Origin of the sequence: Serratia sp. CY32780 (genome assembly GCF_052169135.1) — a bacterium.
In the GTDB taxonomy this organism is placed as follows: domain Bacteria; phylum Pseudomonadota; class Gammaproteobacteria; order Enterobacterales; family Enterobacteriaceae; genus Serratia; species Serratia sarumanii.
Genome location: NZ_JBJNLI010000005.1, coordinates 1 through 12,810, shown reverse-complemented (window position 1 = coordinate 12,810; position 12,810 = coordinate 1). Strand labels below are relative to the sequence as shown.

Sequence of the window (12,810 nt, the reverse complement as noted above, 5' to 3'; positions counted from 1 at the left end):
TATGCGATCCCCATTTAACTGGAGATTCACCCCGCTGTTCGCCGTGTTGCTGCTGGCCGGGTGTGCTTCGACCGATAATATTGCCCCGCAATCCACGCTGATGGATCCGCAGAGCCTGCAGTTGGCTCAGCCGAAAGTCAGTTCGCTGGCCGTCAGCCCGCAGTGGTGGCGCGCCCTCAAGGATCCGCAGTTGGATACCCTGATGACGCAAACGCTGCAAAGCTCGCCGACCCTGCGGCAGGCCGCCGCCCGCGTGCGCGAAGCGCAAAGCGTGGTGGGCGAAGCCAGCGCCGCCAACGGGCCGAACCTGGATCTGAACGCCAGCACCCAGCGCCAGCGCGTGCCGCAAAACGTCAATATGGGGTTGGGGTATCCGCATAAGCCAATCTATTCAAGCTCCAACTCGCTGGGGTTAAACCTGGCGTACGAGTTCGACTGGTGGGGCAAATACCGCAACCAGGTGAACGCCGCCAAAGCGCAGGTCAACGCCGCGCGCGCCGAGCAGGAACAGGCGGCGCTGACGCTGACCAGCTCGGTGGCGTCCGCCTACTATCAGCTGCAGAGCAATCTGGCGCTCGAGAAGCTGCTGCAGCAGGAAGTGAACAACAATGAGCGCCTGACCGCGCTGCGCCAACAGCGCTATCAGGCCGGCCTGACCGGCGTCGACGTGCCGCAACAAACCCAGGCGCAGTCCGACGTCGCCAAGCAGCAGATCCTGCAGCTGCAGTCGCAGATCGAGCAGCTCCGGCACCAACTCGCCGCGCTGGCGGGCCAGGGGCCGAACGCCATGCAGCACCTGCGTCAGGTGCCGTTGCCTGCAGACAACCTGATGGCGCCGCAGGGCGAGCTGACGGCGGATCTGCTGGGCAAACGCCCGGACATCGCCGCGCAACGCCAGCTGGTGGAGTCTTACAGCCAGCGCGTCAGCGCCGCACGTAAAGAGTTTTACCCCAGCCTGACCATTTCAGCCTTCGCCGGCCTGATGACCACCAATACCAGTGGCACCAGCCCGAATCTGTTTGAAGCGGCCAGCCAGGCCTGGAACGTGATGCCGGCGATTTCGCTGCCGATCTTCCACGCCGGGGCGCTGCGCAGCAAGCTGGGCGAGGAATCCGCGCTGTATGACGAAGCGGTGGAATCCTACAACCAAACCATCCTGAATGCGGTACAGGAAACCGCCGACGCCATCACCATCCAGCAGAGTTCTGCGCAACAGCAGCTGCAGGCGGCGTCCGCGGCCCAGTCGATGCAACAGGTGTATCAGGTCGCCAACGCCCGTTACCAGGCAGGGATTATCGGGCGCGACGATCTGTTGACCAGCCAGACGCAGCTATTGCAGCAGCAACAGGCGGAGTTGAATGCCAGCAGCAACTTACTGCAGGCGAAGATAGGACTGATCCGTGCGCTGGGCGGTGGCTATCAGGCCCCGGCCGCAGCGGATTCGAAAGCATAATAATATAAGGCTTGGAGAACACCATGAGCGCAAGCGCGGAAATCCAAAACCCGCAGCAGCCGAGCGGCAAAAAGAAGCAGCGTAAATTTTGGCTGCTGTTGCTGACGGTTATTTTCATTGTTATAGGGGTGGCTTACTTAGTGTATTGGTTCCTGGTGCTGCGTCATCACCAGGAAACCGACGACGCCTACGTCTCCGGCAACCAGGTGCAGATCATGGCCCAGGTGTCCGGCAGCGTGAACAGCGTCAATTTCGACAACACCGACTACGTCAAGCAGGGCGACGTGCTGCTGACGCTCGATCCGACCGATGCCGAGCAGGCGTTTGAACGCGCCAAGACCGGCCTGGCCAACAGCGTGCGCCAGACCCACCAGCTGATCATCAACAGCAAGCAGTATCAGGCCAACATCGCCCTGCGCAAGACCGATCTGAGCAAGGCCGAGAACGATCTGAAGCGCCGCGTGGTGCTGGGCAGCGTTGACGCCATCGGCCGCGAAGAGCTGCAACACGCTCGCGATGCGGTCGACAGCGCCAAGGCCGCGCTGGAAGTGGCGGTGCAGCAATACAACGCCAACCAGGCGATGGTGCTGAATACCCCGCTGGAACAGCAGCCGGCGATCCAACAGGCCGCCGCGCAAATGCGCGACGCCTGGCTGGCGCTGCAGCGTACCAAAGTGATCAGCCCCATTACCGGTTATGTCTCGCGCCGCAGCGTGCAGGTCGGCGCGCAAATCGCCGCCGGTTCGCCGCTGATGGCGGTGGTGCCGGCCGATCACATTTGGGTTGACGCCAACTTCAAGGAAACCCAGATCGCCAACATGCGCATCGGCCAGCCGGCGACGGTGGTCAGCGATGTCTACGGCGACGACGTGGTGTATCAGGGCAAAGTGGCCGGTATCGACATGGGCACCGGCAGCGCCTTCTCGCTGCTGCCGGCCCAGAACGCCACCGGCAACTGGATCAAAGTGGTGCAACGTCTGCCGGTGCGTATTGAGCTCGACGCCAAGCAGGTGGCCGACCATCCGCTGCGCATCGGTCTTTCTACGCTGGTGACCGTCGACACCGCCAACCTGGACGGCCGCGTGCTGGCCGACGTGGTGCGCGACAAACCGCTGTACCAGAGCGACGCGCTGGCGTTGAATCTGGCGCCGGTTAACCAGCTGATCGCCGACGTGATCCATGCAAACGCCGGCTAAGCGCGCGGGAGGCCATCTTGCCACAGAAACCGCTTGAAGGCGCCCAGCTCGCCTGGATGACGGTCGCGCTCGCCATGGCGACCTTCATGCAGGTGCTGGACTCCACCATCGCCAACGTGGCGATCCCTACCATTGCCGGTAACCTCGGGTCTTCCAACTCGCAGGGCACCTGGGTGATCACCTCGTTCGGCGTGGCGAACGCCATCTCGATCCCGATCACCGGCTGGCTGGCGAAGCGCATCGGCGAAGTGCGGCTGTTCCTCTGGTCCACCGCGCTGTTCGTCCTCGCCTCCTGGCTGTGCGGCATCTCCAACAGCCTCGGCATGCTGATCTTCTTCCGCGTGATCCAGGGCGTGGTGGCCGGGCCGCTGATCCCGCTGTCGCAGAGCCTGTTGCTGAACAACTACCCGCCCGCCAAGCGGGCGATGGCCCTGGCGCTTTGGTCGATGACCGTTATCGTCGCGCCGATCTTCGGGCCGATCCTCGGCGGTTACATCAGCGACAACTACCATTGGGGCTGGATCTTCTTCATCAACATCCCGATCGGCGCCTTCGTGATCGTGGCGGCGATGGCGACGCTGAAGGGGCGAGAAACCAAAACCGAGATCAAACCGATCGACACCGTCGGCCTGGTGCTGCTGATCGTCGGCATCGGTTCGCTGCAGGTGATGCTCGATCAGGGCAAGGAGCTGGACTGGTTCAACTCGACCGAGATCATCACCCTGACCGTCGTGGCGGTGGTGGCGTTGCTGTTCCTGGTGGTCTGGGAGCTGACGGACGACCACCCGGTGGTGGATCTGTCACTGTTCAAGTCACGCAACTTCACCATCGGCTGCCTGTGCATCAGCCTGGCCTACATGCTGTACTTCGGCGCCATCGTGCTGTTGCCGCAGCTGCTGCAAGAGGTATACGGCTATACCGCCACCTGGGCGGGGCTGGCGTCGGCGCCGGTCGGGCTGATCCCAGTGCTGCTGTCGCCGATCATCGGCAAGTTCGGCAACCGGCTCGATATGCGCCGGCTGGTCACCTTCAGCTTCATCATGTATGCCGTGTGCTTCTACTGGCGCGCCTATACGTTTGAACCGGGCATGGACTTCGGCGCGTCCGCCTGGCCGCAGTTCGTTCAGGGCTTCGCCATCGCCTGCTTCTTCATGCCGTTGACCACCATCACGCTGTCCGGCCTGCCGCCGGAACGCATGGCGGCGGCGTCGAGCCTGTCGAACTTCACGCGGACGCTGGCGGGTTCGATCGGCACCTCGATCACCACCACCCTGTGGACGCAGCGCGAATCGCAGCACCATTCGCAGCTGACGGAGTTCGTCAACCCGTACAACCCACAGTCGCAGGAGATGTACCGGCAGTTGGAGCAGCTCGGCATGAGCAAGCAGCAGGCGTCGGCCTATATCGCCAACGAGATCACCGCGCAAGGCCTGATCATCTCCGCCAACGAGATCTTCTGGCTGTCGGCCGGGGTATTCCTGGTGCTGCTGGCGCTGGTGTGGGTGGCGAAACCGCCGTTCAGCTCCGGCGGCGGTGGGGGCGGCGGCGCTCACTAAGCTTCAATAACGAAACGGGCGCCCTGGGGCGCCCGTTTTTTATCCGACGTAGAAAAGATTACGCCTGATTCTGACGCCACCAATCCGCCAGCAGAATGCCGGTCGCCACGGAAACGTTCAGGCTTTCCACCTTGCCGGTGCCGCCGATCGAGACGTTCATGTCGCCCTGCTGCCAGGCGCTGTCGCTCAGACCGTCACGTTCCTGGCCCAGCACCAGCACCATCTTGGCCGGCAGCTTGGCCTGCGCCAGCGCGGTGCCTTTATGGCTGGAGGTGGTAACGATGGTGTAACCCGCCTTGCGGAAGGTATCCAGCACCGACAGGAAATCGTCGGCGTTGATCGCCTTGATATGCTCAGCGCCGCCTTCTGCGGTACGCACCGCCGCGCCGGACTCCAGCAGCGCCGGATCCTGCAGCAGCACGCCGTTGACGCCGAAGTGGGCGCACGAACGGACGATGGCGCCCAGGTTATGCGGGTTGCCCACTTCTTCCAGCGCCAGCACGCAGTCGGTCGCCGGGGCGCTTTTCAGGTAGGTCTGCGCGTCCAGTCCCTGACGTTTTTTGATCAGGAAGCACACGCCGCCGTGGTGCTCGGTGCCGGAAGCCTTGGCCAGCTCTTCCTCATCCACCACGTGGTAAGCCTTGCGGTTGGCCGCCATCCAGCGCAGCGCTTCGCGGAAGCGCGGGGTGACCGACTGCACGAACCAGGCGCGCACGATCGCTTCCGGGCGGCTGGCGAACAGCGCCTGACAGGCGTTTTCACCGTAAACGCGGGTTTCTTCCGCACGCTGGCGGCGCAACTGCTCAGGATCGATAAAGCTTTTGCCGCTGATGCCGCCGTGATCGAACGCCGGCTCTTCATTCGGCGCGCGCGAGACGGTTCTCCACGGCGACTCGTTGCCGCCGCGATCTTCAGAGCGCGCCGGACGGCGAGGACGATCGCTTTCACTGCGGCGGGAGTCGGCGCCGCGGCGATCGTTGCCGCCGCGCGCCTTGTCTTGACCGGTGCGGCCGGAGCGCGCACCGTCAGCCGGACGGCCTTTGCCGGCCGGACGTTTATTCTTGTTGCGGTCGTCGCCGTTGTCGTCGTCACTGCGGACGTACATCACTTTGACTTTACCGTTCTTGCCACTAAATGAATCGTTCATTGTCTTCTCCACCAACGCGCAGGGCGCGAAGATTACCTGATGTTGGTGCACGAAGCCACCAACTTGCGCTAAAAGCTCCCAACTATCACATCCATTGAACAAACCTCATTGTTCATGCGCCGGGTTTTGCCGATAATTGTCAGCATTAAAGAAACATCTCCGCAACCGCGTTGCGGGGATCATGCTTTCTCTGTACCCGAGGTCAACATGAATACAGTTTGTGCAGCTTGCAATGCCACCAACCGCGTGCCGGAAGAACGTCTGGCGGACAACGCGAAATGCGGCCGCTGCGGCCATGAGCTCTTCGACGGTGAAGTGATCAACGCCACCGCCGCCACGCTGGACCAGTTGCTGCAGGACGATCTGCCGGTCGTGGTCGATTTTTGGGCGCCGTGGTGCGGCCCGTGCCGCAGCTTTGCGCCGATCTTTGAAGACGTGGCCGAAGAGCGCGCCGGCAAAGTGCGCTTCGTGAAAGTGAACACCGAAGCCGAGCCGGAGCTGAGCGCCCGTTTCCGCATCCGCAGCATCCCGACCATCATGGTGTTCCGTCAGGGCAAGATGGTCGATATGCTCAACGGCGCGATGCCGAAAGCGCCGTTTGACAACTGGCTCAACGAGTTAGTGTGATTCGGCAAGTATAGGCCGTATCCCGCCATCGCGCGCGAACGCGCCCCGATCGAGCCCGCCCCTCCCGGCGGGCTTTTTTCTGCGTTACAATGGCGGTTTTTCCCCAGGATCGTTATGACCGACAACGCCGTACTTCGCCTGCGCCAATTCCGTTTAGACCGCGCCACCCGCCCCTTCCTGGCGCGCGGTTGCCGGGTGGCGCGTTGTCAGGGTTGCCTGCTACCGCATAAAAACTGCCTGTGCGACACCATTCGCCCGCAGCAGGCCGGCAGCCGTTTCTGCCTGATCATGTTCGGCGCCGAGCCGCTCAAACCCAGCAACACCGGGCGCCTGATCGCCGATATCCTGCCGGACACCCAGGCGTTCCTCTGGTCGCGCACCGAGATCGATCCTGCTCTGCTGGCGGCCATTAACGATCCTACGCGGCAGCCTTATGTGGTGTTCCCCGCTTCCTACGCCGACGCCGAACGGCCGGTGTTCAGCGAACTGCCCGCCGGCGGCAAACCGCCGCTGTTCATCATGCTGGACGGCACCTGGGCGGAAGCGCGCAAAATGTTCCGTAAAAGCCCGTACCTCAATCAATTCCCGGTGTTTTCCCTCAACGTCGACGCGGCATCGGACTACCAGCTGCGCGAAGCCAGCCGCGCCGAGCAACACTGCACGGCGGAAGTGGCCGCCGCCCTGCTGCAACAGGCGGGCGATCTGCCGGCCGCCGACGGATTGAATCAGCATTTCCGCTATTTCCGTCAACAGTATCTGGCGGGAAAACCGACCCGGCCGGAGGCACCGGTCACAGCAATGTAGCCAGAAAGCGCCTAAAATCAGGCGTAACGTTGCCAAAAGGAGCCGTGCATGAGCCAGCGAGGGTTAGAAGCGCTACTACGTCCCAAATCGATCGCCGTGCTGGGCGCGTCGCAGCAGCCCGGCCGCGCCGGCAACCTGATGATGAGCAACCTGCTGGCCGGCGGTTTCGGCGGGCCCATCTTGCCGGTCACGCCGCGCTACAAGGCGGTATGCGGCGTGATGGCCTACCCCGACGTCGCCAGCCTGCCGCTGACGCCGGATCTGGCGATCATCTGCACCCACGCCAAACGCAATCTGGCGCTGATTGAAGCGCTGGGTCAACGCGGCTGCAAAACCGCCATCGTGCTCTCTTCGCCGCCGGAACAGTTCGCCGAGCTGAAGGCCTGCGCGCAGCGCTACGCCATGCGGCTGTTGGGCCCCAACAGTCTGGGGCTGCTGGCGCCGTGGCAGGGCATCAACGCCAGCTTCTCGCCGGTGCCGATCCAAAAGGGCAAGCTGGCGTTTATCTCGCAGTCCGCCGCCGTGGCCAATACCATTCTCGACTGGGCGCAGCAGCGCGAAGTCGGTTTCTCCTATTTCATCGCGCTGGGCGACAGCCTGGATATCGACGTCGACGACCTGCTCGACTTTTTGGCGCGCGACAGCAAGACCAGCGCCATCCTGCTGTATCTGGAAAACATCAGCGACGCGCGGCGCTTTCTCTCCGCCTCGCGCAGCGCCTCACGCAACAAGCCCATTCTGGTGATCAAAAGCGGCCGCAGCCAACAGGCGCAGCTGCTGCTCAACAGCCAGCTGGGGCTTGACGCCGCCTATGACGCCGCCATCCAGCGCGCCGGCCTGCTGCGCGTCCAGGATACCCATGAGCTGTTCTCGGCGGTGGAAACCCTCAGCCATATGCATCCGCTGCGCGGCGAGCGGCTGATGATCGTCAGCAACGGGGCGGCGCCGGCGGCGATGGCGCTGGACGAACTGCTCGGACGCAACGGCAAGCTGGCCACGCTGAGCGATGAGAGCCTGGCAACATTGAGCGACGCGCTGCCGGAGTTCATCCGCGCCGGCAATCCGCTCGACCTGCGCGATGACGCCACGCCGCAGCGCTTCCTGGCGGCAATCGAAGCGCTGCTCGACAGCCACGACTATGACGCGCTGCTGTTGATCCACGCGCCGAGCGCGGCGGCGCCGGGCACCGCCACGGCGGAACGGCTGATCGACGCGCTGCATCGCCATGCGCGCGGCAAGCGCATCACGTTGCTGACCAACTGGTGCGGCGAATACTCTTCGCAAGAGGCGCGCCGGCTGTTTACCGAGGCCGCCATTCCCACCTACCGCACCCCGGAAGGCGCGGTGACCGCCTTTATGCATATGGTGGAATACCGCCGCAATCAGAAGCAGCTGAAAGAGACGCCGGCGCTGCCGATCGGCCTGACCGCCAACACCGCCGACGCCCACCGCCTTATCCATCAGGCGCTGGCCGAAGGCGCCACCCAGCTGGATACCCACGAGGTGCAATCCATTCTGCAGGCCTATGACCTGAGCACCCTGCCGACCTGGATCGCCGAAGACAGCGCCGAAGCGGTACACATCGCCGAACAGATCGGCTACCCGGTGGCGCTGAAGCTGCGTTCGCCGGATATCCCGCACAAATCGGAAGTTCAGGGCGTCATGCTCTACCTGCGCACCGCGACCGAAGTGCAGCGCGCGGCGGAGGCGATCCTCGACCGCGTAAAGCGCACCTACCCTCAGGCGCGCATCCATGGCCTGCTGGTGCAGAGCATGGCTAACCGCGCCGGCGCCCAGGAGCTGCGCATCGCGGTGGAGCAGGATGCGATTTTCGGCCCGCTGATCATGCTGGGCGAAGGCGGCGTGGAATGGCGCCAGGAAAATCAGGTGGCGGTCGCGCTGCCGCCGCTGAACATGGCGCTGGCGCGTTATCTGGTGCTGCAGGCGGTGAAAGGCGGCAAGATCCGCGGCCGCAGCGCGCTGCGGCCTTTGGATATCCCCGGGCTGAGCCGCCTGCTGGTGCAGGTCTCCAACCTGATCCTCGACTGCCCGGAGATCGCCCGGCTGGATATTCACCCGGTGCTGGCCTCCGGCAGCGAATTCACCCTGCTGGACGTTTCGATGCAGCTCGCGCCGTTCAGCGGCGATCCGCAGGCGCGGCTGGCGATTCGCCCTTATCCGCATGAGCTGGAAGAAACCATCGCGTTGAAAGACGGCAGCCAATGCTTGTTCCGCCCGATCCTGCCGGAAGACGAGCCGGCGCTGAAGCATTTCATTGACCGGGTGACCAAGGAAGACCTCTATTATCGCTACTTCAGCGAGATCAACGAGTTTACCCATGACGATTTGGCCAACATGACGCAGATCGACTACGATCGAGAAATGGCCTTTGTGGCGGTGCGCGCAGACGAGATCATCGGCGTGACTCGCGCGCTGTCCGATCCGGACAACACCGACGCCGAATTCGCCGTGCTGGTGCGTTCCGACCTGAAAGGCCTGGGCCTGGGCCGCCAGCTGCTGGAGAAAATGATCGCCTATGCGCGCGCCCATGGCCTGACCCGTCTGAGCGGCATCACCATGCCGAATAACCGCGGCATGATCGCGTTGGCGCAGCGGCTGGGCTTTGGCATCGAGGTGCAGCTTGAGGACGGCATCGTCAATCTGACGCTGCCGCTGCAGGCCGCCGACGCGCAGTGACCTGCGTCGCAATGCGCTACGAATCCACCACTTAACACCAAAACATACGCACAATCGAGGCAACTAATGGTATTATCGCCCGATTATTCGGTTTAATGTTTTTATGCCTGTGGCGTTCCGGCCATCAATCATGAGAGAAGAAACGCACTGTGATGTTGTCAAAATTTAAACGTAGCAAACATCAACAACACCTTGCACAACTGCCCAAACTCCCCCAGACGGTTGCTGATGTTCGTACGTTGTACGCGCCGTCCGATTTTCGCACCACGCTGCTGGACGCCATCGCCAACGCTACCCAACGCATCTATCTGGTGGCCCTGTATCTGGAGCATGACGACGCCGGGCGCGAGATCCTCAACGCGCTGTATCAAGCCAAGCAGCGGCGGCCCGAGCTGGAAATCTGCGTGCTGGTCGACTGGCACCGCGCACAGCGCGGCCGCATCGGTGCCGCCGCCGCCAATACCAACGCCGACTGGTACTGCGCCATGGCCGGCCAACATCCCGAGCAGTCGGTGCCAATCTACGGCGTGCCGGTCAATACCCGCGAAGCGTTGGGCGTACTGCACCTGAAGGGCTTTGTGGTCGACGATACCGTGATCTACAGCGGCGCCAGCATCAACGACGTTTATCTGCATCAGCATGAGAAATACCGTTACGATCGCTACCAGCTGATCACCAACGAGGTGTTGGCCGATACCCTGATCGATTACATCAAGCAGCATCTGCTCACCGCCGGCGCCGTACAGCGCCTCGATCGCAGCGATCGGCCGAAAAGCCCGGAGATCAAAAACGAGACCCGCCTGTTCCGTTTCGCCCTGCGCCGCGCCGGCTATCACTTCCGCGGCAAGGCCGGCAACGATGAGTTGGCGGTGACGCCGCTGGTTGGGCTTGGCAAGCAAAGCGTGCTGAATAAAACCATTCATCACCTGATGTCGTGCGCCGACCAGAAACTGACGCTATGCACCCCTTATTTCAACCTGCCGGCGCTGCTGGTGCGCAATATCATTTATCTGCTGCGCCAGGGCAAACAGGTGGAGATCATCGTCGGCGACAAGACCGCCAACGACTTCTATATTCCGGAAGACCAGCCGTTCAAAATCATCGGCGCGCTGCCCTACCTGTACGAGATCAACCTGCGCCGTTTTCTGAGCCGCTTGCAGCGCTATATCGACACCGGGCAGCTGATCGTGCGTCTGTGGAAGGATGGCGATAACAGCTATCATCTGAAAGGCATGTGGGTTGACGAAGAGTGGCAGCTGATTACCGGCAATAATCTCAACCCGCGCGCCTGGCGGTTGGATCTGGAAAACGCCATTCTGATCCACGATCCCAAGCAGGAAATGCGCGAGCAGCGGCAAACAGAACTGGAGTGCATCCGCACTCACACCACCGTGGTCGGCCATTATCAGGAACTGCAAAGCATTCAGCAGTACCCGATCAAGGTGCGCAAGCTGATTCGCCGTCTGCGGCGTATCCGCATCGATCGGTTGATTAGCCGTATCCTGTAAGATCTACTCTGACCCCGGCCAAGGCCGGGGTTTTTATTACAGCTGTATTTCCTTGCCTTTACGATGCAGCCGGAGCGAGACCAGCAACGCCAGCAGGCACATGCCGGAAACATACCAGAAGAAGGCATTTTCCACGCCGAACGATTTAAGCGACAGCGCGACATATTCCGCCGAACCGCCGAACAGGGCATTCGCTACCGCATAAGACAAGCCTACCCCTAACGCACGCACCTCCGGCGAGAACATCTCGGCTTTAAGCAGCCCGCTGATCGAGGTGTAAAAGCTGACAACGAACAGCGCCAGTACGATCAGGCCGAACGCCATAAAGGGGTTGCTCACCCCTTTCAGGGCGAACAGGATCGGCACCGTCAACAGGGTGGCCAATGCCGAGAAGATCAGCATCGAGCTGCGACGGCCGATTTTGTCCGAGAACGCGCCTGCCGCCGGCTGCAGCAACATGAAGACGAACAGCGCGGCGGTCATGATGGCGCTGGCCAGCTTGGCGTCCATACCGGCGGTGTTCACCAGATATTTCTGCATATAGGTGGTAAAAGTGTAAAAGGTCAGTGAACCGGCGGCGGTAAAGCCCAACACCATCACAAACGCCTTGCGGTTTTTCCATAGCCCCGTCAGCGAACCGGCATCTTGGTGGTTACGTGTTTTCGCATCGGAGGTTTCATTCAGCGAACGGCGCAGATACAACGCCACCACCGCCAACACGGCCCCCAAGGCAAACGGAATGCGCCATCCCCAGGCCTTCAGCTCTTCGCCGGACAATATCTGCTGCAGGATCACCAATACCAGCAGCGCCAGCAGTTGCCCGCCGATCAGCGTGACATACTGGAACGACGCGTAGAAGCCGCGCCGCCCCTTGATTGCCACCTCGCTCATGTAGGTGGCGCTGGTGCCGTACTCGCCGCCCACAGACAGCCCCTGGAACAATCGTGCGATCAGCAGCAGCGCCGGCGCCCAGCTGCCGATCGACTCATACGTCGGCAGACAGGCGATCACCAGCGATCCGGCGCACATCATGCAGACCGAAAGCAGCATTGAGTTTTTTCGGCCGTGTTTATCGGCAATGTAGCCGAACAGCCAGCCGCCGATCGGCCGCATAAAGAAGCCGGCGGCGAACACACCGGCAGTTTGCAGCAGTTGTGTCGTGCTGTTGCCCGCCGGAAAAAATGAGGCGGCAAAGTAGATTGAGCAGAAGGAGTAAACATAAAAATCAAACCACTCCACCAGATTGCCTGATGAAGCCCCGACGATGGCAAAAATGCGTTTTTTGTTATCCAGCGCCCCCTGTTCGACGCCGCGTTCATCCTCAAGAACCGAGGTTGTTTCTGTCATGGTATTTTCTCCGAGCCATAGCAATGATGAAATTCGGCGTCCTGCCGCTCTAGTTGTTACTTTATTGTTATTTATAAGTTAACAGCCAAACTTAATAGCGGACGAAGAATATCTGGCGTTTGAAGGGACAATGCGCGGAATTTGTGATGAATATTAAACCGCACGCTGAAAGCTGAAGCGGATTGCAACGGGGATTTTCCGTTTTACGCATAGCAAAAAGCCCTGAACGTCAGTTCAGGGCTTTCGGCTTGGTTTGATGCCTGGCAGTTTATGGCGGGCGTCCTGCCCGCCCCCCTTCGGGCCGTTGCTTCGCAACGTTCAAATCCGCTCCCGGCGGATTTGTCCTACAAAATTCCTCTCATCCTGAGACTCTCCCCTCCGGGGCCGCCGCACGCGGCGTTAAGGCCCGTTCCCGACGGGCCTTTCGCATGGCCATGCTCGAGCAGAACGCCAGATAACAGACAAAACAAAAAGC

Annotated in this window: 9 protein-coding genes; 7 read left to right on the top strand and 2 right to left on the bottom strand. The window is 61.7% G+C overall.

Annotated features, from left to right (window positions below):
• Nucleotide 1 precedes the first annotated feature (1 nt).
• Genes ACJ8HH_RS19125 through emrB form a run of 3 tightly spaced genes read left to right on the top strand, consistent with a single transcriptional unit; the run spans nucleotide 2 to nucleotide 4,205 of the window.
• Nucleotides 2-1,453, top strand: coding sequence for an efflux transporter outer membrane subunit (locus ACJ8HH_RS19125; protein ID WP_033635706.1), 1,452 nt, complete (start codon nucleotides 2-4; stop codon nucleotides 1,451-1,453).
• Nucleotides 1,454-1,476: 23 nt separating this feature from the next.
• Nucleotides 1,477-2,649, top strand: coding sequence for a multidrug efflux MFS transporter periplasmic adaptor subunit EmrA (emrA, locus tag ACJ8HH_RS19120; protein WP_033649764.1), 1,173 nt, complete (start codon nucleotides 1,477-1,479; stop codon nucleotides 2,647-2,649).
• 17 nt (nucleotides 2,650-2,666) lie between these two features.
• Nucleotides 2,667-4,205 (top strand): multidrug efflux MFS transporter permease subunit EmrB, encoded by a 1,539-nt coding sequence (gene emrB, locus ACJ8HH_RS19115; protein WP_033635708.1) that lies wholly within the window; start codon nucleotides 2,667-2,669, stop codon nucleotides 4,203-4,205.
• A gap of 58 nt (nucleotides 4,206-4,263) precedes the next feature.
• Here the strand turns inward: emrB and ACJ8HH_RS19110 are convergent, their stop codons facing one another.
• A complete protein-coding gene (locus ACJ8HH_RS19110; RefSeq protein WP_015378876.1) occupies nucleotides 4,264-5,352 on the bottom strand; it encodes a tRNA/rRNA methyltransferase in 1,089 nt (362 codons plus the stop codon).
• A gap of 207 nt (nucleotides 5,353-5,559) precedes the next feature.
• Between ACJ8HH_RS19110 and trxC the strand changes: the two genes are divergently transcribed.
• From trxC to pssA, 4 genes are all read left to right on the top strand, one after another.
• A complete protein-coding gene (gene trxC / locus ACJ8HH_RS19105; RefSeq protein ID WP_004928868.1) occupies nucleotides 5,560-5,979 on the top strand; it encodes a thioredoxin TrxC in 420 nt (139 codons plus the stop codon).
• A gap of 114 nt (nucleotides 5,980-6,093) precedes the next feature.
• Nucleotides 6,094-6,783: a tRNA-uridine aminocarboxypropyltransferase gene (locus ACJ8HH_RS19100; protein ID WP_033649762.1), complete on the top strand. Its 690-nt coding sequence runs from the start codon at nucleotides 6,094-6,096 to the stop codon at nucleotides 6,781-6,783.
• Between the two features lie 48 nt (nucleotides 6,784-6,831).
• Entirely contained in the window at nucleotides 6,832-9,480 is a 2,649-nt protein-coding gene (locus ACJ8HH_RS19095) for a bifunctional acetate--CoA ligase family protein/GNAT family N-acetyltransferase (RefSeq protein ID WP_039568671.1), read from the top strand.
• Between the two features lie 152 nt (nucleotides 9,481-9,632).
• Entirely contained in the window at nucleotides 9,633-10,988 is a 1,356-nt protein-coding gene (gene pssA, locus ACJ8HH_RS19090) for a CDP-diacylglycerol--serine O-phosphatidyltransferase (protein WP_033649759.1), read from the top strand.
• 36 nt (nucleotides 10,989-11,024) lie between these two features.
• Here the strand turns inward: pssA and ACJ8HH_RS19085 are convergent, their stop codons facing one another.
• The gene (locus ACJ8HH_RS19085; RefSeq protein WP_060452006.1) at nucleotides 11,025-12,335 is read right to left on the bottom strand and encodes an MFS family transporter; all 1,311 of its coding nucleotides are present in this window, start codon (nucleotides 12,333-12,335) and stop codon (nucleotides 11,025-11,027) included.
• Nucleotides 12,336-12,810 lie beyond the last annotated feature (475 nt).

Bases quoted from the DNA above. Each gene is read 5' to 3' on its own strand.
- ACJ8HH_RS19110 (WP_015378876.1), bottom strand. From the start codon at position 5,352: ATGAACGATTCATTTAGTGGCAAGAACGGTAAAGTCAAAGTGATGTAC.
- pssA (WP_033649759.1), top strand. From the start codon at position 9,633: ATGTTGTCAAAATTTAAACGTAGCAAACATCAACAACACCTTGCACAA.
- ACJ8HH_RS19125 (WP_033635706.1), top strand. From the start codon at position 2: ATGCGATCCCCATTTAACTGGAGATTCACCCCGCTGTTCGCCGTGTTG.
- ACJ8HH_RS19085 (WP_060452006.1), bottom strand. From the start codon at position 12,335: ATGACAGAAACAACCTCGGTTCTTGAGGATGAACGCGGCGTCGAACAG.
- ACJ8HH_RS19095 (WP_039568671.1), top strand. From the start codon at position 6,832: ATGAGCCAGCGAGGGTTAGAAGCGCTACTACGTCCCAAATCGATCGCC.
- emrA (WP_033649764.1), top strand. From the start codon at position 1,477: ATGAGCGCAAGCGCGGAAATCCAAAACCCGCAGCAGCCGAGCGGCAAA.
- ACJ8HH_RS19100 (WP_033649762.1), top strand. From the start codon at position 6,094: ATGACCGACAACGCCGTACTTCGCCTGCGCCAATTCCGTTTAGACCGC.
- trxC (WP_004928868.1), top strand. From the start codon at position 5,560: ATGAATACAGTTTGTGCAGCTTGCAATGCCACCAACCGCGTGCCGGAA.